General features: G+C 60.7%; 14 protein-coding genes. 7 read left to right on the forward strand and 7 right to left on the reverse strand.

Annotation, left to right across the window (positions count from 1 at the left end; translation table 11 throughout):
• Nucleotides 1-9: 9 nt before the first annotated feature.
• Together IHE46_RS06035 and IHE46_RS06040 are read right to left on the reverse strand one after the other, a co-directional pair.
• Nucleotides 10-219: a CsbD family protein gene (locus tag IHE46_RS06035; protein WP_192163689.1), complete on the reverse strand. Its 210-nt coding sequence runs from the start codon at nucleotides 217-219 to the stop codon at nucleotides 10-12.
• 69 nt (nucleotides 220-288) lie between these two features.
• A complete protein-coding gene (locus IHE46_RS06040) occupies nucleotides 289-636 on the reverse strand; it encodes a BON domain-containing protein (protein WP_192163690.1) in 348 nt (115 codons plus the stop codon).
• A 411-nt stretch (nucleotides 637-1,047) separates the two neighbouring features.
• On the opposite strand from IHE46_RS06040, the gene IHE46_RS06045 reads away from it, so the two are divergent.
• On the forward strand, nucleotides 1,048-2,511 hold the full coding sequence (locus IHE46_RS06045; RefSeq protein WP_192163691.1) for a helix-turn-helix transcriptional regulator: 1,464 nt from the start codon (nucleotides 1,048-1,050) through the stop codon (nucleotides 2,509-2,511).
• Between the two features lie 814 nt (nucleotides 2,512-3,325).
• Here IHE46_RS06045 and IHE46_RS06050 read toward each other — a convergent pair.
• Nucleotides 3,326-4,582: a PQQ-dependent sugar dehydrogenase gene (locus IHE46_RS06050; protein WP_225562812.1), complete on the reverse strand. Its 1,257-nt coding sequence runs from the start codon at nucleotides 4,580-4,582 to the stop codon at nucleotides 3,326-3,328.
• 282 nt (nucleotides 4,583-4,864) lie between these two features.
• Between IHE46_RS06050 and IHE46_RS06055 the strand changes: the two genes are divergently transcribed.
• Nucleotides 4,865-5,236, forward strand: coding sequence for a YciI family protein (locus IHE46_RS06055; RefSeq protein WP_192163692.1), 372 nt, complete (start codon nucleotides 4,865-4,867; stop codon nucleotides 5,234-5,236).
• Between the two features lie 187 nt (nucleotides 5,237-5,423).
• Here IHE46_RS06055 and IHE46_RS06060 read toward each other — a convergent pair whose 3' ends face one another.
• A complete protein-coding gene (locus tag IHE46_RS06060) occupies nucleotides 5,424-8,237 on the reverse strand; it encodes a serine/threonine-protein kinase (RefSeq protein ID WP_192163693.1) in 2,814 nt (937 codons plus the stop codon).
• Nucleotides 8,238-8,300: 63 nt separating this feature from the next.
• A complete protein-coding gene (locus tag IHE46_RS06065; RefSeq protein ID WP_192163694.1) occupies nucleotides 8,301-8,837 on the reverse strand; it encodes an ECF-type sigma factor in 537 nt (178 codons plus the stop codon).
• A 146-nt stretch (nucleotides 8,838-8,983) separates the two neighbouring features.
• Here IHE46_RS06065 and IHE46_RS06070 point away from each other — a divergent pair, with 146 nt between their 5' ends.
• On the forward strand, nucleotides 8,984-10,006 hold the full coding sequence (locus tag IHE46_RS06070; protein ID WP_192163695.1) for a hypothetical protein: 1,023 nt from the start codon (nucleotides 8,984-8,986) through the stop codon (nucleotides 10,004-10,006).
• Between the two features lie 295 nt (nucleotides 10,007-10,301).
• On the opposite strand, the gene IHE46_RS06075 is transcribed toward IHE46_RS06070, so the two are convergent.
• A complete protein-coding gene (locus IHE46_RS06075; protein ID WP_192163696.1) occupies nucleotides 10,302-12,302 on the reverse strand; it encodes a hypothetical protein in 2,001 nt (666 codons plus the stop codon).
• Between the two features lie 881 nt (nucleotides 12,303-13,183).
• Between IHE46_RS06075 and IHE46_RS06080 the strand changes: the two genes are divergently transcribed.
• The 4 genes from IHE46_RS06080 to IHE46_RS06095 all read left to right on the forward strand — a co-directional run bounded on the left by IHE46_RS06080 (nucleotide 13,184) and on the right by IHE46_RS06095 (nucleotide 16,254).
• Entirely contained in the window at nucleotides 13,184-13,582 is a 399-nt protein-coding gene (locus IHE46_RS06080) for a metalloregulator ArsR/SmtB family transcription factor (protein ID WP_225562813.1), read from the forward strand.
• Nucleotides 13,560-14,060: an SRPBCC family protein gene (locus IHE46_RS06085; protein WP_192163697.1), complete on the forward strand. Its 501-nt coding sequence runs from the start codon at nucleotides 13,560-13,562 to the stop codon at nucleotides 14,058-14,060. Before IHE46_RS06080 ends, IHE46_RS06085 begins: the two co-directional genes overlap by 23 nt.
• 81 nt (nucleotides 14,061-14,141) lie before the next feature.
• Nucleotides 14,142-15,026: an alpha/beta hydrolase gene (locus IHE46_RS06090; protein WP_225562814.1), complete on the forward strand. Its 885-nt coding sequence runs from the start codon at nucleotides 14,142-14,144 to the stop codon at nucleotides 15,024-15,026.
• Between the two features lie 205 nt (nucleotides 15,027-15,231).
• Nucleotides 15,232-16,254, forward strand: coding sequence for a DUF2235 domain-containing protein (locus IHE46_RS06095; protein WP_192163698.1), 1,023 nt, complete (start codon nucleotides 15,232-15,234; stop codon nucleotides 16,252-16,254).
• 149 nt (nucleotides 16,255-16,403) lie between these two features.
• On the opposite strand, the gene IHE46_RS06100 is transcribed toward IHE46_RS06095, so the two are convergent.
• Entirely contained in the window at nucleotides 16,404-19,382 is a 2,979-nt protein-coding gene (locus IHE46_RS06100; protein WP_225562856.1) for a TonB-dependent receptor, read from the reverse strand.
• Nucleotides 19,383-19,545: the final 163 nt, after the last annotated feature.

Genomic DNA, 19,545 nt, shown 5'->3' on the forward strand with positions numbered 1-19,545 from the left:
CCCGGGCTTTTACAGATCCATGTCCTGGTCCAGGTGGAAATCCCGGATCTGCTTTTTCGCCTCGTCGCGGGCGATGCCGTAGCGTTCCTGCAGCTTGCCCGCCAGGTACTCGGTGCTCCCGTCGGCGACCATGAGGTCGTCGTCCGTCAACTTGCCCCAGCGTGCCTTGAGCTTGCCGTGAAGCTGCTTCCACTGGCCCTTGATCTTGTCTTCATTCATGGCTGGTTCTCCGGTATGTGTCGAATCGTTCTTCACTCGAATACTTGGGGCGGCATTCGCCCTGTCATGTCAGTCCTTTGACTTCAGTCCGGACGCGTCGACGTCCCTGACACCTTTCACGCTTTTGGCCGCGGCGACTGCTTTCCTGACATCCGTCTGGGTCGCGAGTACTCCGGTCAGCGTCACCACGCCGTTCGTGGTCGTCACGGACACGTCCATGCTCTTCACGCCCTTGGTCGTTGCGAGTTCGCTTTTCACCTTGGTCGTGATCCACGTGTCGCTGGCGGCTTGGCCTGTGTCGGCCGAGCGATCGCCGCTGGACGACGCCTGTGGCGCCGCGTATGCGGCATTGGCAATCATTCCGGCTCCCAGCGCTGCGGCCAGGGCGAGTATTGGCATCGTGCGAAATGCTTTCATGCGGGTTGATCTCCAAGTTGGGTCGCGCAAGTTCGATCGAGATGGTTCCGCCTCAGCGGCGATTCGTCGGCTTGCGGACTTCATGCTGCTTGCCCTCGCCAGGACGACGGGGCGTGTCGGAACGGCGATCGCCATCCAGATCTTCGTGGCCCTGCGAGCTTGGCCTCGGGCGGCGTTGCGGCGGTGGTTCGGATCGCTTGTCGGGTTGGCCGGCTTGATTGGGGGAACGTGCAGATGGCATAGGGGACTCCTCCATCGAAGGGGCTTTGGTGGCCCGGAATAAAACCTATGGCCTGCGCGCACTTTGTGATAGAGACATCGCTACCAGTTCGTCTGGTAGGTTTCTACCGGTTGCAATGTGCGGTGTTCGCTCCCGAAATAATCACTACCCCAATACATGCAGGACTGCCGATGAGTGCCAAAGCACCGAAAGCGCCAAGGGATCGCAGCGAGCTACAGCAGATCCTCGCGAACCTGGTCCAGGGCGTGCTGGTCGTCGAACTGGATGGCGCGATTGCCTGGGCAAACAACGCCGCCCTGGAAATGCATGGCTGTACTGAAATCGCGCAGTTGGGCACTGGCATGGTCGAGTACCGCAAGCGTTTCGCGTTGCGTTATCTCAACAATCACCGGCTCACGGCCAAGCAATACCCGCTGGCCAGGCTTGTTGCCGGGGAGCACTTCGATGAAGTAACGGTGGAAGTAACCCACCGGTCGCAGGACGAATTCCGCCGCGTTCTGGAGTTGCGCGGCTTTCCGGTCGTCAGCACGTTGAACATCATCGAATCGCTGGTGCTGATCATCAAGGATGTGACCGAACTCAAGAGCGCCTCGGACCGTTTCGAGCGTGCGTTCGCGGCCAATCCCGCACCTGCAGTGATTCTTCGGCTTGCAGACTCGCGCTATGTGCGAGTGAATCGCGGCTTCCTCGAAATGACGGGCTTCATGCAGGAGGAAGTGATAGACCGTCCATTCCACGAGCTGGACGTGCTCCGGGAAGCCGAGCACCGGGAGGCCGCGCTCGAAGCCATGCGCGAACACCGCTCCATTTCGCAGCAGGAGGCACTGGTGCGTGTAAACGATGGCACCGAAAAATTCACGATCGTCGCCGCCCAGCCCATCGAGATGGACGAAGAGGCATGCATGCTGTTCACCTTCGCCGATCTCGATGCGCGCAAGCGGGCGGAGATGTCACTGCGCCGCAGCGAGGAGCAATTCGCCAAGGCGTTCCGTCTCGCACCTGTGCCGATGCTGATCTGCACGCGATCGGGCTGGCGCATCCTGGCGGCGAATGACGCCTTTGGCGATGCGACCGGATACCGCCATCCCGATATCCAGGGTCAGACCATCCGGGAAATCGGGCTCTGGAAAAGCGCCAAGATCCTCAATGAGCTGCGCATCAGCCTCGATGCCGGACAGGAAACGCGCAACCTGGAAGTTCCGCTGGTGGCACGCGATGGCTCTACCATCGATTGCCTACTTTCCGCCGGGCCGGTGACGATCCAGGACGAGGCCTGCGTGCTGTGCGTGGTCCAGGACGTCACCGAACGCAAGCGCGCGGAAGCCGACGTGATCCTTGCCATCGAAACGGTGATGAAGGACACCTCGTGGTTCAGCCATACGGTGATGGAAAAGCTTGCGCAGATACGCCAGCCGGGAAGTGTCGGTGGTGAACTGGCGGCGTTGACGCCGCGCGAGCTGGAAATCCTCGAGCTCATCTGCAAGGGACATGGCGACGCTGAAATCGCGAGTGCCCTGAAGCTTTCGCGCAACACTATCCGCAACCACGTCGCGAACCTGTACAGCAAGATCAACGTCAAGCGACGCAGTGCCGCGGTGGTCTGGGGGCGTGAGCGCGGCATAGCCAGCTACTGATCATGCGGTGGCACGTGTGCGACATGGCCTTCCCGCGAGGCGAATAGGTCTAATGGGCACGTGAGCGTGCTGCCGGCCGTTCGACTATGGACTGCCGCGATAGGTGGTGCCGAAGCCGTGGGTGTCGTCCACGCATTGTGTGAAGTCATGCCGGCCTGATCCCTGAACAGTCCGCTACTTGAGATCGCCAGAATGGTCAGCGCGTACCGGTCAATCGCGTTTTCAGGGTTACCGCTCGCTGAGCGGTGAGCCACTAACGAGATCGGGAGGATTAACCATGAAAGCTATGAAGCACGGCATGCTGCTCATTCTTTGTGTCCTGACGCTCGCCGCGTTGAGCGGCTGCGTCGAAGATGCGAGGACAGGGCTCGTCTGTCCGCCAGGCACTCACCCGGGCCCTCATGGTCATCAGTGCTTTGCTGACTGACCGGCGAGGATGATCCAGAAGGGCGACGGAAAGAGCATGCTGCGCGGCTTAGGCTGCTTTGTTCGATCCAGCATCGAGCAGGATCACGCTGAATAACAGCCTGCAGTCATTGCTCACGGAAACTCGCTTGCAGCATGCGCATGCTGTGAAAGCATGCGCATCTGGATTCCGGCTTCCATCAGAGGCAGTTTCTGGCTGCAACCAGACGCCAAGAAAGGGCGGTTAGCACGTGTTGTCGGGGGAGGGTGACTGGCCGCGAGATTATCGCCAGGCATCTCCCCCGTTTCTTTCCGATCACGTTCGCCGCCGGGTTCATCCTGCAACGGTGTCGATGCCCTTGGACTCGGTGTCAGGCTGTTTGCCCGAAGCGAAAGCCGATTCGTCGAATCATTTCGGCGTGAGATGGAACAGGCCGCCGGATTCGGCGTCTTCCAGCATCCACAGCGAGCCGTCCGGTGCCTCTTCGATATCGCGGACGCGCTTGCCGATGCTCCAACGCTGGACTGCGGTGGCGCCGCCCTTGCCGTCGAACGCGACGCGAACGATGGCCTCGCTGACAAGGCCGCTGAGCAGGGCGCTGCCATTCCAATGCGGGAACAGGTTGCCCTTGTAGAACATGAGATTGCCGGGCGCGATCACCGGCACCCAATAGATCACCGGCTTGGCGAGATCGGGCCGCGTATCAGGGCTTGGGATGGGCACGCCGTCATAGTTGATGCCATAGGAGACCAGGGGCCAACCGTAATTCTTGCCGCGCTGGATCAGGTTCAGCTTGTCGCCGCCGCGCGGGCCATGCTCAAGCTCCCATAGGCGGCCATCGGGAGCAAAGGCGAGGCCATAGGGGGTGCGGTGACCGGTGGTCCAGGTTTCGGCCGGCGTCAGGTTGGGCCCGGGGAACGTATAGGTGCTGACTACCGGCGCCGTCTTGGCCTTCTCGGTATCGGCTGCCGGATCGATCAGCGGAATGGTGCGCGCACCGACCTTTCCCGCCCACGGATTGCCCGGCGCGGGTTTGCCATCCAGCGTCAGCCGCAGGATCTTGCCGACCGGCTGGCTGGGATCCTGCGCGGGAGTGAAGCGCTGGCGATCGCCCAGCGTGAGGAAGAGGTACTTGCCGTCCGGCGAGAAGGCGATCTGGCCGCCGGGTTGCCCGCCCTTGCCTGTAGGCATCTGGCGCCACAGCACCTGGAAGCCCTCCAGCCGAGGTTGTTTGCCATCCAGCACGAGCCGACCACGACCCATCGCCACGCCGCCGCCATAGTCACCCGGTGCGACATAGGTGAGATACACATTGTGGTCAGTGGCGTAATGCGGCGAGAGGAAGACACCCAGCATGCCGTCCTGACCCTCGACATAGCTGGGCGGCACGCCCCCGATTTCGGTCTTGGCACCCTGCGGAGTAACCAGGTCGACGCGGCCAACCTTCTCGGTCACGAGCATGCGGCCATCGGGCAGGAACGCGATGCGCCAGGGCAGCTCGAAGCTCGCCACCTTGGTGATGGTGAAGGGAAGATTGGGGTCCGCTTTCTGTTCGCCTGCATTGGTCTGCGCATGGGCGGCGCTCGTCAGCAGAATCGCAAGAAAGACCGCGTTTGCCAGCTTCATCATTTGCCTGTTTCCTTGCGCCCGAGTGATCAGCAGCATCGTAGCGTTCTGAATGCCGTCCCGGTGTGATGATTTCTTTAAGTTCGGATGGCACGGATGTCTTGCAAGACCGGCTCGACCTGAACTTCTCGGACCATTGGTCTCGGCCGAAGGCGATGCCAGGGCAGGGCGATTCGGCTAGGTTATCGAGGGTAGGGCCGACGTCAGCTTCTGACCCCAAGCCGGAAGGCCGGCCGAGGCTCGCTGCAAGGTTGCCGAGAGTATTGTCGAATTCTGATCAGCAGAATCGTCATCAGTGCACTTCCGTCCAAAGGATCCCCCATGAAATATCTCGGCCTCGCCTACTTCACCCCCGAGCAATTCGCCGCAATGCCGCCTGAGGACGTCAAGGAACTGGTGAGCCAGTGTCCAGCCTTGGACGAGAAGATGCGCGCCACCGGCAAGGTTCTGGTTTCCGCGTCGCTTGGCGATCTGGACAGATGGAGGACACTTCGCCCGAGCCGCGGCAAGACGCACGTCAGCGATGGGCCTTACACCGAGTCCAAGGAAGTGGTGGGTGGCCTCTTCATCATCGAAGCAGACAGCCATGACGAGGCAGTACGCATCGCATCCATGCACCCGGCCGCCACGCTGGGCGAAGAAGGCGGGTGGGCCGTCGAGCTCATTCCTATGGATTTCTACCTGGCACGATGAGGACTTGCTGCTCCTTGTCCCAGGCACCTTCGTAACTTCGCAAGTCATCATGGTGATGTCCGCTTCCGGTCAGAAGCGGACTCCCGGGCAGCGTGATTGAAGCGGCTCCGCCTGCGCAGCTCATTCTTTCCCGACCACAACATTTCAGGGCGAGAAGCTTTCACAAGTCTAGGGTTCGAGCCAAACATTAGAATATCGGCGGCTCGCGATTGGCTGCGAGTATGCGGATCGTCGCGTCGCGCTCACTATTCTGTTCATTGCCAACTCCTGCGAGCAATGCCTCTGCCTCCGTGTGTAACCTTTCGGCGGTAGTTCGATCACCCAGCAAAGCTTCCGTGCCAGCGAGGTCTGCATCGATGTGCGCGATAAGCGAGGCCGTCTTCGGCGTGATCATGTTGGCCGCCGCGAACGCACCTTCAAATTCCCGCTTTGCTTCCATGCTATGGCCGAGCGAGCGGAGCGTTTCACCGTACAGAATGCGCGCTCTGATAGCGTTTTCCGAACTTTGATCCGCAAGTGCGGCATACATCGCGGCAGCTTCGCTGGCGAAGGTGGCAGCACGTTCGCGGGCCCCGCCTGCTGCGGCAATCTCTGCCTCTACGGTAAGCGCGAACGCGACATCTGGATGCGCACCACGATGGCGCTGTCTTGATTCCGCAAGTGCGCGGCTGGCAATTCCCTCGGCTTCGCCGATCCGCCCGCGCGCCATAAGGATTTCCGCCAGGCTCGCGCTATCGCTGCTTTGACCGTTGTCGCCGTAATCCTTGCCCAGGAGACGCTGCTTCCGGTTGATGGCATCGCGCAAGCCTGTCTCTGCACTTGCGTAAGAGCCCTGATTGAAGTGGACCTGCGCCAGGTGGCCGAGCGTTATGGCCTCGCCCAGCGATGATGTCGCTGCGAGCTTTTCATCGAGCTCCAGCGATTTTTCATAGAAGGCGCCTGCCTCGGTAAATTTGCCTTCGCGCACGAGGACATTCGCAAGGTTGTTGAGGTCGCCGGCGACATGGGCATTGGGACCTGCGTATGCGCTTTCGTCAATGTCGAGGGCGGAGCGCATGAGCATTTCGCTCTCGTCATAGCGGCCAAGCGGGAGCAGCGCCGTTGTAAGGAGCGTCATTGCATCAGCGACCTGCGGATGCCTGGCGCCGAATCGAGCGCGCTTGCGCGCGAGCGCTTCGCGCAACAAAGGCTCAGCTTGGTCGGGATGGCCGGCGTCCATCCATATCCAGCCGAGGTTCGTTATCGCCTCGGTGAGGGCATCACTGTCGGTCGGAAGTATTCGGTGTGCGAGCGCAACGGATTTCGTGCCGATATCGATAGCTTTTTTCGACTCGCCTAGACGTTCGTCAAGGCCGGCAAGCCATGCAAGAGCTTGCACTTCTTCCGGCGAGTTGTGGTCGGAGCCGGACTGGAACGCCTCGATTGCTTTCTGCAAACGCAATCTGCCGCTGCGAACGTGACCGAGTTCATCGGCTTCTTCCGCGAGCAGGTATTCGACATGCAAGGTTCGTCTGTCGGTAGCGCCAAACTGTGCTTGTGCCAGTGACGCCGCCTTTTCGAGCGGTTGTTGCGCGCGATCCGCGTGACCACTACGCCGCTCGAGGTCACCGATCAATGCAAGAATTTCAATGTGAAGCGCGGGTTGCTTCGCGAAATCGTGATCGGCGCGATCCCGTCCTTGCGCGAGCAAGACCTCGGCGCTCGCCTCTGCTCCATGCGACACATTGTCGAAAAGACCCTCCATGAAGGATTTGAGCGCATATTCGCGTTGCGCCTCGCTTTTGGCCGCGAGTGCTTGCGCGTGCGCATCCTTGGCGGCATGACGCGCCAGATACGATTCGTACAGGCCGGCTGCTGTTGCGCCGGCGAGCAGCATCACCATGACGATGCTGGCGGAAACAGCCAGAGCATGTCGCTTTGTGAAAGTGAGCGCGCGATACGCAAAAGTGTCCGCCCTGGCGTGCAACGGTTTGCCATCGAGGTAGCGCTCGATGTCCTCACGCAGCGCCGCCGCACTCGCATAACGGCGAATGGGGTCCGGCCGTATCGCTTCGTGCACGACCGCGTAAAGGTCGACGCCCAAGCTTTGCCGCAATTGCCCATCGTCGAATACCGGCGTCGCCGCAACGGCATGGCTGTCGAGTCTGCGTGGCTGGAGACCGGATAGAAGCTCCGCCAGCAGAACACCGAGGGCGTATACATCGACCGAGGTTGTCGTGGCGTGGCCGATGATTTGTTCCGGCGCCGCATATGCGCGTGTCAGACGTCGCACTTCGGTGCGCGTCTGCGCACTCTCGCCTTCGCTGGCGATGAGCTTGGCAATGCCGAAATCGACGAGTTTGACGCAGCCATCCTCGCCGATGAGCACGTTGCTTGGCTTAAGGTCGCGATGCACGATCAAGCTGCGATGTGCATGCTCGACGGCCTTGGACACGTCTATAAACAGCGCAAGGCGTCCTCGCACGTCGATACCGTGCTTTTCGCAATGTTGGACAAGATTGCCGCCTGCAACAAATTCAAGTGCCAGGAACGGTGTGCCGGCTGGTGTGAATCCAGCGTCGAGCAACTGGGCAATATGTGGATGCTGGAGTCGCGCAAGAATGCTCTGCTCACGAAGGAAGCGGCGACGCTCTTCGGCATCGTGAACGTCGATACGCAACAGCTTGAGGGCGACCTTCTGGGGGCCGCCCGGTAGTTCGCGCTCTGCCTCGAACACGCTGGCCATGCCGCCGGCACCCACGAACCGAAGCAGGCGATAGCCGGGAATGGCAGGCAGTTTATCGGCCGAGTAGCCAACCGAAGCCGGCATCCATTGCGCCATACCACGCTCGAGCGCCTCGGCGACGGGTACCTGACTGAGGGCCTGCGTAACGAGCACGCGGAGCGTCGCGTCTTCGCAGTTTCTGCATAACCAATCGGCCTGTTCGGTAGCGGGCAACTCCAATAGACGGTCGAGCAGCGGCTCGGCCTCGTGCCATCGTTGGATGAAGTCGATGCTCATCGGCGGCTTCTAGTCGGTTACATACCCGTATAGCGCAATCGAGTGGCTACAACCGACATCACCTCATACTTCCGGGGCCAGGCAGGCTGCAAGAAACGTGCGCGCCTTCAACCAGTCGCGTTCGACAGTGCGTGCATTGACGCCGATGGCGTCGGCAATTTCCGGGCTCGAAAGCTCGGCGAACAATCGCAGCTCGGCAACGCGCGCAAGACGCTCATCCAATGCCGCGAGCTTCGTCAAAGCCTCGTCGAGTGCCAGTACGTCGATGATGTTCGATGGCGACACACCCTCCGTCATCTCGGGTGCCTGACGTTTCTGCGCCATCTTCCGCCTTGCGCGGTCGATCAGGAGGTGACGCATCGTGCGGCTCATGTACGCGTACAAGTGAGCTTGATCCGCGAAGGTGATGTCGCTGCTGTCGAGCAGCTTCAGGCAGGCTTCGTTGACCAGCGCAGTCGTCTGAAGCGTGTGTGCGGCTTCGTACGCCCGCTGCCGGTGCGCCAGCTGGCGCAGCGTGGCATAGACCTGCGGGATCAGTGCATCCATCGCCACCGGATCACCGTCCGCAAGAATTTCACTGATTCGGGCCTCGGTGGTCATGTGCGCTGCTGGCCTGTTACCTCGAAATGTTCCGACCGTGTCGGAAGAAGCGAGCCATTTGCGCTGTAAGGAGGGATGGCGCCATTCAAGGTGACCGCAAGCTGTCGGCACGCCATCGCCCATCTCCTCAAACAAGGATTGAAGTCATGTCAAGCCATCACTCTTCACGTAACAGGTTCATCGCGGCGGCCGGTCTGCTCACCCTGGTCTTTGCCGGTTCCAGCAGCGCTGCGACAAGCCCCGAGAACGATACAACCCCATCTGCCCCCGCTGCGATAGCCACTGCCTGCGCCAATGCACACGCCCGTGTACAGGATGTCGCCGCCATGACTCCTTGCGGGCATGGTACATCGGCTGCCATTTCGGCAAGCGGTTCGAGGACCTACAGCTATCAGACGTTGGACTACCCAGGTGCGTCGCAGACGACCTTTTGGGGAATCAACGATCTGAACGAGTTGAGCGGTCAATACTCCATGGGCAGTGGCGCAGCCCACGCCATGGTTTATCGCCATGGGCACTTTGAGCCACTGGATCCAGGGGTGTTAGGCGACTATTTCAGCGCCGCCGGGGGGCCTACCGACTTCGGTACGACGTACGGTGCCTATGCCGATGCAACGGGACTTCAGCACGGCTTTCTGATTCAGCGCGGGCATTTCTCCACAGTCGACTTCCCGGGTCACCTCAACTCGAATGTGGATCAAGTCAATCTGTTCGGTGCGATAGCCGGCGTGTACTGGGATGCCGACGGAGCCTTCCACGGCGTACTTCGTGAGGGCGGCCACGACACCCCCATCGATGTGGCCGGCGCACGCGAAACCTATCCGCTCGGCATCAACGATAAAGGCGAGATCGTCGGCTATTGGGATACGGATCCAGACCAGACGCACGGCCTCTACCGCAGTGCAGATGGGCAGTTCTCGACAATCGACGTGCCGGGTGCCGCATCCACGGCCATCTTCGAGATCAACGACGCAGGGCAGGCCGTCGGCTATTACGTAGACGCTTCGGGCGATATCCACGGTTTCATTGAAACGCGAGGGCAGTTTCAGAGCCTGGACGTGCCTGGGGCTGCAGCAACCCTCGCGACTGCCATCAACAATCTCGGCGTGATCGCCGGGGAGTACTTCGACAATGCCGGCATGCGGCATGGGTTCGTTGCCACGCCCTAAATCGGCCCGTCTTACCCGATTTGTCCGTTTTCGATATCAAACGGCCGAGACCGATCCTAGGCCCGTCAGAGGCGACCGGTTGAGTTCGTAGCGCGATTGCGGAGGCAACTATGCGTCTACCTTCCGCAAAGAAAACGGGGGAGGTAGACGCGGTTGCCTTGTGGTTCGTAAAGACTTTTATCAGAGCGACTGATCACGAGAGCGTGTTATCAGGGTCTACGCCTTCACCGGCAGCCTGTGAGGGCAGGCTGCCGGTGATCGGCAAACTCATTCGCTACACGCGGTCATATGCGGATCAATCCGACAGCGTCATCGCCATGACCTGCACGTTGGCATTGTTCGGCAGCGTGACGCTCTGCACCGTCTTGGCGTTGTTCAGAGTGAAGTTGTAGTTGTAGAGATAGAAGGTGCGGTTGTCCTTGGCGCCGGTATAGGTATCGCGGTAGGCCATCTTGTCGGCCTGCAATTCGCCGGCGTAGCTCTGCGGCGTGAACCAGTCGCTCATGCTCTGGGTGAAAGTCGATTTCGTACCGTCGGTGTAGGTGACGGTGAAGGCCTGGGAAGTCTGGTTGCCGTTTTCCGCGGTGGCCAGCAGATGCAAGGTGCTGAATTGGCCACCGGGCAAGGTGATTGTCTGACCCGCCGCGACCAGATCGTTGTTGGCGTTTGCAGCGCCGAACTGGTACGGGATGTTGTTGAAGGTCTGCGAAGAACCCAGCAGGGTCGCCGAATAGGCATCGCCCACATCGTCCAAGCCGCCGGTAGACGCAAAGGTGCTGCCGTCCGTATAGATGCCGATCCGGTCGAAGTACGAGGCCAGGTTGACCGAGGTCGGCGCGCCACCCGGATTGCTCAACGCATACGAGACGAGCACCACGTTGCGGTTGCTGGGCAGGGTGAGGCTCGCCACCGTCTTCGTGTTATTGATCGGGAACGAATAGCCGTACAGATAGAACGTGCGATTGTCTTTGGTGCCAGTACTGGTGTCGCGATACGCCATCGTGACGGCTTTCGATTCGCCGGTGTAGTTCGAGGGCGTGTACCAGTCGCTCAGGCTCTGGGTGATCAGCGTGCTGGTGCCGTCGGTGTAGTTGACCTGGAAGGTCTGCGACGCCTGACCGCCATTGATGCCGGTAGCCAGCAGGCTCAGCTCGCTGTACTGGCCCTGCGGCAAGGTGATGGTGCCTTCGCTCCAGGCATTGACCGTGTTGGCGGAGCCGATAGAGAAGGTGTTGCCGTTCCAGCTCTGCGCGATGCCAAGCAGGGCGCTCGAGTAGGCGTAACCGTTGCCATCCAGGCCGCCGGTGGTGAACGAAGTGCCGTCGCTGTAGATGCCGTAAATCGGTACCGTGCTTACCACGACCGCACCGACACCGACATTGATCGCATTGGCATAGGCGGCCGGTTCATCCCCGCCGTTGTAGGTCTTGCCCGCAACATCGTCGTACAGCCATAGGAAGCCGCCGGTGATACCGCAGGATGAGTGCCAGCTTGTCATCTGGCTTTGTACCTGCGGAGGTGTGTCGCCGCCAGACAAGGTGCTGTCCGCAAGGCCAGGGAACACCGGAACGCTGCCGAAATTCCACCCCGAGCATGGGCTGTTGCCCGCACCGCCGGAATAGGCCTGCAGGTGCACGCCGTCGACCGTACCGGGAAGTTGGGTGTTGATCTGCGAGACCACCGAAGTCCAGTACGAGGCGTTGGTATACGGCGAAATCGTGACGTGGTAGCCGAGGTTTCCAAGCATCACCGCGAAGGCCACGGTCGAGGCCGAGTCGTAGCTGTTCTCGTCATCGAAATCGATGGTGTCGATCGCCGGCAGGGCAGCCTTGATCGCCGCGAAGTCCTTGTAGAGGATGCTACTCGTCCCCGTGCCTTGTGCATTGACCAGAGCCTTGATGTCCTGCCAGTCGCCCACGTTCGAAGAGCCAATGCTCAAGGTGATGCGCTTGGGTGTGCCTTGCTTCATTTGCACCAGGTCGGCCGCGAACGAGGGCCAGGTGTTGTTGCCCACATAGGTGCCGCCGGAAGTCAGCGGGAATTCGGCATTGAGGTTCAGATCGCCCGCGGAACTCACCTCGACACTCCAAACGATCACTTCGCTGAAGCCGGAGTTCTCGATCTCGGAGATATTGGCTGCTACGTGCTTGTACAGCGGACCGCCGCCGTAGACGCCGGTGTAACCGGTGGTCTGAGCAGCAACCGTGCCGGCGGCTGCAAGACCCATGCAGACGGAGAGGCAAGACACCAACGGCTTAAGGCGGAAAATTGAATATCGACCCTTGGAATGCTTCATGGCTATGGTTCCCCGAGCGGAATGAGGACGAGCCGCTTTCATTTACGTACTGCGCGAGCGGCCATGGGTTCAGGCCATGAAGGAAATCGGACAGCGCGTGACGGAAGGTCGACGCACCGCGACTCCTTCGCGAAGCCTGCGATGACGCAAATCGATCCACACCTGGGCATGATTTGGCGATACCCATTCAAGTCATGCCTTGTATTCCCCAGCATTATTTAGATCGATACAAATTTTAGTGAAAAGAAGGGCCTTCTTACTTGTTCTGGCCCAGCTTCTCGAGCATAAATATGGATCGATCTAAATTTACGAGGCAATGCATAGACATCGCCGCGTCGGCATCCATCGATACGGCATTGGAAAAGCCTTGTCAACAGGATTCTGTGCCGCCTGAGATTAGGACGTACGCAAAGCAATCGGGCTGGCGGGTAAGGAAGTCACTTATTTTCAATGTTGCCTTGCGTCATTTTTGGATCGAGACAATATTATTTTGGCATCCGACGGATGTTGCATCCGCAAAAAATCATTCATCGGTATCCCAGCATCACGGTGGCACTCAATGCTGTGCTGGTGCTGCCTTGGTTTATTCCGCGCACCTGATCGGCGGCGTCGAAGTCATGACTTCAGACAATTGACCCAGGAGCGCTGCTGCCATAGCGGCAGCAAGCTGTTAAACCCATTGACGCGCAATGCGCGAGCAGGGCGATCGGCGACTGTCATCTGGAATAGAACCAGCATCTGCTTTCGACCCGGAGGAGCCATCCGGCCGCTTGATCTGGCTGTTACATGGCCACCGATCGAAATTTTGCCCATGCTTGGCATGTGCAGTTTGGGTTCGTGGCAGGAGAGCTGCGTGTGATTTGCGCCCATGGCACATCCACTTGCAAATCGCCTATGCGAGTTTTACAGTGAACCAAATGGTTCACTATCAAGCCCGTCTCGACGCAACGTTCGCCGCACTCTCCGATGTCACCCGACGCGGGGTGCTGGAGCAGCTCGGGGGTTCGGACGCCTCGATCACCGACCTTGCCCAAAGGTTTCGCATGACCCTTACGGGCATGAAGAAGCACGTCAGCATCTTGGAGCAGGCAGGGCTCGTGACCACGGAGAAGGTCGGGCGCGTACGAACCTGCAAGCTCGGACTGCGCCGGCTGGAAGAAGAGGCCGCCTGGATCGAGCAGCACCGCCAACTGTGGAACGCGCGCTTCGACGCGCTGGACAAGCTTGTCGAACAACTGAAACGCAAGGAGAAGGCAGATGCCCAAAGAAAAAGCAGGTAGTTCCACCGCCGTGAACCACACCGCCGTGAAACGCAAGTCGGACTTCGAACTCGTCGTGACGCGAGCGTTCAACGCTCCGGCACACATCGTCTTCGAAGCATGGAGCAACCCCGAATTGTTCAAGCTTTGGTGGGTTCCGAAGTCGGCGGGCATGTCGCTGGTCTCGTGCGACATGGACATCCGTACCGGGGGAACCTACCGCCTCGTGTTCAGCCATCCGGCCTTCGATCAACCGATGGCATTTTTCGGCACGTACAGCGAGGTAACCCCGCACAAGCGTCTCGTATGGACGAACGAAGAAAGCGATCAAGGCGCCGTGACCACGGTGACGTTCGAAGAAAACGACGGCAAGACGCTGGTCACCTTCCACGAACGCTATCCCACAACAGAAGCTCTCGACGAAGCCCTCGCCGGTTCGGCGGAAGGCCTGCCCGAACAGTTCGCACAGCTGGACGAGTTGCTCGCAGACAGATCCTGACCGCACCGCGGCCGCCGATGTATGGAAGAGGCGCCGAACTGGCCTGCTGCGCTGGCCAGTTCGGCGCCACGTGAGGACGATATGATCAGACGCGATTTCCTGAAGACGGCCATGGCGACCGCCGTGCTGACTGCGGTCCTTCCCGTTCGAGCCAAGCAGACTCTCGCCGTTTCGAACGGGCATTTTGCCGACGTCAACGGCCAGCATCTTTTTTACAGCGTGCATGGCACCGGCAAGCCGCTCATTCTTCTCCACGGCGGCATCGACCCGGACAGCTTCGGGAGCAATCTGGCCAGACTGGCCAAGGGCCGGCAGGTGATCGCCGTCCATCTCCAGGCACATGGGCGCACGCCGGACACCGACAGGCCACTGCGCAGCGAAACGATGGGCGACGACATTGCCGCCCTGATCGGCGATCTGAACCTCGGCAAGGCCGACGTCATGGGCTACTCGCTGGGCGCCAGCGTCGCACTGCAGGCCGCCATCCGCCATCCCGACGTGGTCGACCGGCTCGTGCTCGTGTCCGCGGCGATGAGGCAGGACGGCTTTTATCCTGAGGTGGTGACGGCCTTCAAACAGCTGGAGGCCAACGCCGCCACGCTCGGCCCTAGCGTCAAGGCATCGCCGTTAGGGGCGACCTATCCCGGTGTCGATTGGACCAACCTCTTCAGGAAAGTCGGCGACCTGACCAAACGCCCCTTCGACTGGAGCGCCGATGTCGCCAGGCTCCAGACACGCACGCTGCTGGTCTTTGCCGACGCCGACGCCATCCGGCCCGAACACATGGTCGAGTTCTGGAAGGCGCTGGGCGGCGGCCGGCGCGATGCCGGGATCGACGGTTCGCTGCGGCCCGCAAACGAACTCGCCATCCTGCCGAACACCACCCACTACACGGTCCCTGTCGATCCGATGCTGCCGGAAATCGTCGAACGCTACCTAGGAGTCGCGTCGAAGGCCGTAGGTTAGGGACTGCGAAGCGCTCACGAAGCTATCAGGGTAGGGAAGAGTTACGCGTGTCCTTCGATATTTGAACAGCCGGACATGTCACTCGCGGACACGTGATGATCCATGAGTGAAGATGATTGTGATCTGACTCCCCACTATGCGGCCACACGGCATGGTATTGAGAGAGCCGGGATACTCAGTAATCGGCTGATCGAGGCAGGGGACAATGAAGCGTCTGATCATCTGTGCCGACGGAACCTGGAACATCCGCGATCAGCTTGACGGTACGACGCGCAAGCGGCGCCCCACCAATGTCACGAAGCTGGCTCGTTCCGTACTGCCGCGATCGGCCAATGGCACGGATCAGATCGTGTTCTACCACGACGGTGTGGGCACCGGTCATGGCTTGGACAAATGGTCGGGCGGCGCCTTCGGCAGCGGGATCGAGCAAAACGTGCGCGAGCTCTATCGGGCCATCGTGTACAACTATGCACCCGGTGACGAGATTTACCTGTTCGGGTTCAGCCGTGGTGCTTTCACGGTTCGAACGCTCAGCGGGTTCATGTGCTTTGCCGGGCTGCTGGAGAAGGGCGACGACTACTTTGTTCCGGACCTCTACGCCTGCTACGTGGCGCAACAGGGTCCTGGTACGGACATGTGGACCCAAGCCAATGGCCATGTTCTGCACCCGCGGCCTTGCCCACCCATCCACATGATCGGTGTCTGGGATACCGTCGGCGCGCTGGGCGCGCCCGGTTTGCTCGGGCAGCTGTTCAACGCCGACAAATACAAGTACCACGACATCGGCTTGACGCCGCACATTCGACACGCGTACCAGGCGCTGGCAATCGACGAGCGGCGCAGGCCTTTTCTTCCCAGCATTTGGGAAAAGCCGGCGGGATGGGCGGGCGAACTCGACCAGGTATGGTTCCCCGGCATGCATTGCAACGTCGGCGGCGGCTACACCCCGGACGGCTTGGCCAACGGTGCTCTGCACTGGATGGTGAACAAGGCAAAAAGCCTAGGCGTACAGTTCGACGATGACTACCTGAAGTACTTCGAGCCGCATTACGACTCCTTTTTGGCGGACTCGATGACACCGCTCTATCGGGTGCTGAGACCGGTGAGCCGTCCCGTGTGCCGCGGTATCAACAGTTGCGAGTCCGTTCATCCGTCCGCCTTCGCACGAATGAATGACCCACGGACACAATACCGTCCTTCGAATCTCTCAGTACTTGGCGAGACGTAGTCCGGGTCCGCAGGGTATGTTCAAGTCGAGCTCAATGTGAGCAGCGTCAAAGGCTGCCTTCTTATGCGCACGATTAGAGCCACGACAAACGTTTGAGGAAGCCCTCAAGCGTTTGTCGCAGAACGATTCAGTTCGATAGGTGGCGGGCATCAGAAGTCATAGGTTGCGCTCAGGCGCACGAAGCGCGGTTGCTGGCGTACCACGGCCGAGCCATATAGCGGATCCGGCGTGTTCGGCGAAATCTGGTAGTACGGATAAGCGTTGAGTATGGCTTGCGAGTTGAACAGGTTGAACACGCTCAGCGACAGGCCGAGCTTGTGGTCGGCAAAGGCAGGTCGATACGTGGTGCTCACGTCGACCTGCTTGTTCCACGGCAGGCGGTGCGTGCCCGGCGGCGAGGGCTGGCCGCCGCACCAGTGGTAGTAGCTGCCGTAGCCATCCGGATCGGTCTGGTTCGGACCGTAGAAGCCCAGGCAGTTGCGCGGATTGCCCGACACCACCGAGACATTCCCCGACACCAGCCATTCCGGCGTGAACTGGTAATAGCCGAACAGCTTGATCTGGTGCGTGTGGTCGTTGCTCTGTGCACCGTTGCTGGAGGACATCAGCGCAGGGAAATCCCAGTCGATACTGGTGGACGCCGCAGTCTGCTGGATGTCCGAACGCAGCTGTCCTTCGGTATCGCCGTAGCTGCGCGAGAACACGTAGTCGATCTTGCCGTACCAGTGGCCGTCGAACGGATGCTCCAGGAAGGTCTCCAGCGCGTAGTACTGGCGCTTGAGCGGCGGGAAGCCGAACTCGGCATTGGACAGCGTGACGCTGCGATAGACCCCGCTGGTGTCCGCCACCGTGAAGGTGTTCGCGCGACCCGGGTTGATCAGATAGCAGCTGTTGGTGGCCGTGACGTCATAGCCCAGCGTGGCGGCCTTGGCCTCGATGGCGGAGACGTCGCAATAGTCGTCGATGCCGTTGCGCAGCACGCGTCGGGTGAGCTTGGCGCCGTAGGTCCAGGAAGCGCCAAGGGTCTTGTTGAAGCCGAGGATGAACTCATCCTGGTATTCGGCCTTGATGTTCTGTGCCGTCACCGTCTTGGGATCCGGCAGCACGCCGTAGGTGTTGTTGGGCGACACCGGGTTGGAGAACGCCGTGAGACCGGTGGGCGTGCCGTCGGCGGCGATGCCGCCGTAGGTGAAGTACTGCTGGGTCGCCACATAGGCGCCTGCAGCGTTCAGCGCCGGGTTGAGCGGCAGGCCCAGGTAGTAGCGACCGGCGTTGCCGAACACCTTGAAGCTGGCATCGCCGTTCACGTCCCAACTGAAGCCAAGGCGTGGCGCCCATTGCGCGCTGCGCTGACGGATATAGGCCTGACCATCGGCGTTGTAGTCGGTGAACTGGTCGTTGCGCAGTCCCAGCGAGAGCAGCCAGCGGTCGTTGAGCTGCCACTTGTCCTCGATGTACTGCGCGCGCTGCGCCGAACGAACGCTGGCGATGGAGCTGTCGACGTACTTGATGGCGTAGTAGCCCGAAGCGCCATTGGGATAATTGGCCGGTGCACCCACGCCAAGATTCGGGATCAACGCGGTGGTGGGTGTGGTGGTGTAGGCGTAATCCCAGTAGTAGCCGGGGCCGGAGGTCTGGCTGCCCTGGTCGATGGCACGCGAGTTCTGGTTGTCGATGCCGACCGACAACGTGTGCGTGCCGAGCTGGTAGCTCAGGTCGATGCGCAGATTGTTGGTGGTGTCGTGGCGGTTCGGGTTGTACAGCGAAGAGGTGACCTGGCTGTTGCCGATGGGCGATGCGCCGTTGAGGTAGGCCGGGTTCTGGTTTTGCGTGTCGGTGACGTAGGTGAGGTTGCTGTTGTAGTTGCCCGGCACGTCATAGTTGGCCAGGCTCATCTGACCGTAGAGGGCCGAGAAGGTCAGGTTGTCGGTCACGTAGCTGGTGAACTTGGCGGTATACAGATTGCCGCCAGTCTTGGTGTTGTCCGCGTCGTTGATGAAGCTGCCGCGCGCCAGGGTGTTGTAGTCGTAGTTGTAGATGGCACCCGAGGTCTCGTCCTTGTTCGATGCTGCGGTCACCTCCAGGATGTTGCTGTCGGTGATGTTCCAGTCCAGCTTGCCGTACCACTTGGGCTGGTTGTAGCGATAGCTCACGTAAGGCGAGGCGCTGGTCACGTTGTTCAGCGTGTTGCCTTGCTGCTTCGATGCCTCGACGGCGAGGAACAGGAACAGTTTGTCCTTGATCAGCGGGCCGCCGAGGTAGGCATCGTAGGTGGTCGTCCACTGGCGGTTCTTGCTGTTCGGGTCGTAGAGACTGCCGGCAACCGGCGAGGCAGGCAGGCCGTTGGTGTAATAGGTATTGGTGCCGTTGGCCTGGGCGAACTCCGGCTCCCACAGCACCTGCGCACCGAAATGCCACTCGTTGGTGCCGCGCTTGCCCACCATGTTGATCACGCCGCCATCCGACCGCCCGTACTGCGCGCTGTAGCCGCCGGTGTAGATCTCCTGCTGTTCGATGGCGCCGTAAGGCAGCGCGAGGCCGCCGAGCCCGCGCTGCGGTTCGGTAGTGTTGAAGCCGTTGATGTAATAGGCGTTCTCGCTGGCCGACGAACCGCCAAAGGTCGCCAGCGACTGGCCGGTGGGGCCGGTATAGCCGCCGCTGTTGTTGACCACGCCGGGGGCAAGCAGGGCGATGGCCTCGGCCGAGCGAGCCAAGGGCAAGCGCGCCAGCTCCTGCGACGTGATGACGGTGCGCGAGTCGACGGTGGTCACATCGATGGCCGGCGTGGCGTTGGCGGTGACGTTGACCGCGCCAAGATTCTTCGCGGCCTCGAAAGACACTTCCGTGCCCGCGCCCACGCGCAACGAAATATCGCTACGTGTGTCTACCACATTGCCATCGCGCAGCAGCGACACCGTATATGTGCCCAGGGGGAGCTCCGCCGCGTTGTAATGGCCATGGTTGTCCACGGCCACGGTGCGGCTGATGCCGGTACTACTCTTGATCAGCACGCTGTCGTCGCGTGCGTCGGGCACCTGGCCGAAGATGCTGCCGGTCGTGGACTGGGAAAAAGCAGGCGCGACATGCAGCGCGAGAAAGGTGGCGACGGCAAGTGCGCCGCCCTGCAGGCGGAAGTGACTGGAGCGATTCAAGGCGATTCTCTCGATGGGGACATGGTGTGGGTGTGCCGCCCGGCGCGTCCATGCGCAGGGTGCAAGCCGGGATTCGGCGGTGATGCGTAACCCCATGCCAGGAGCAGGGGAGGGGAACTACTCCTGGCGGCTTGCCGGT

The sequence above is a fragment of the Rhodanobacter sp. DHG33 genome (genome assembly GCF_014843005.1).
Lineage (GTDB): Bacteria > Pseudomonadota > Gammaproteobacteria > Xanthomonadales > Rhodanobacteraceae > Rhodanobacter_A.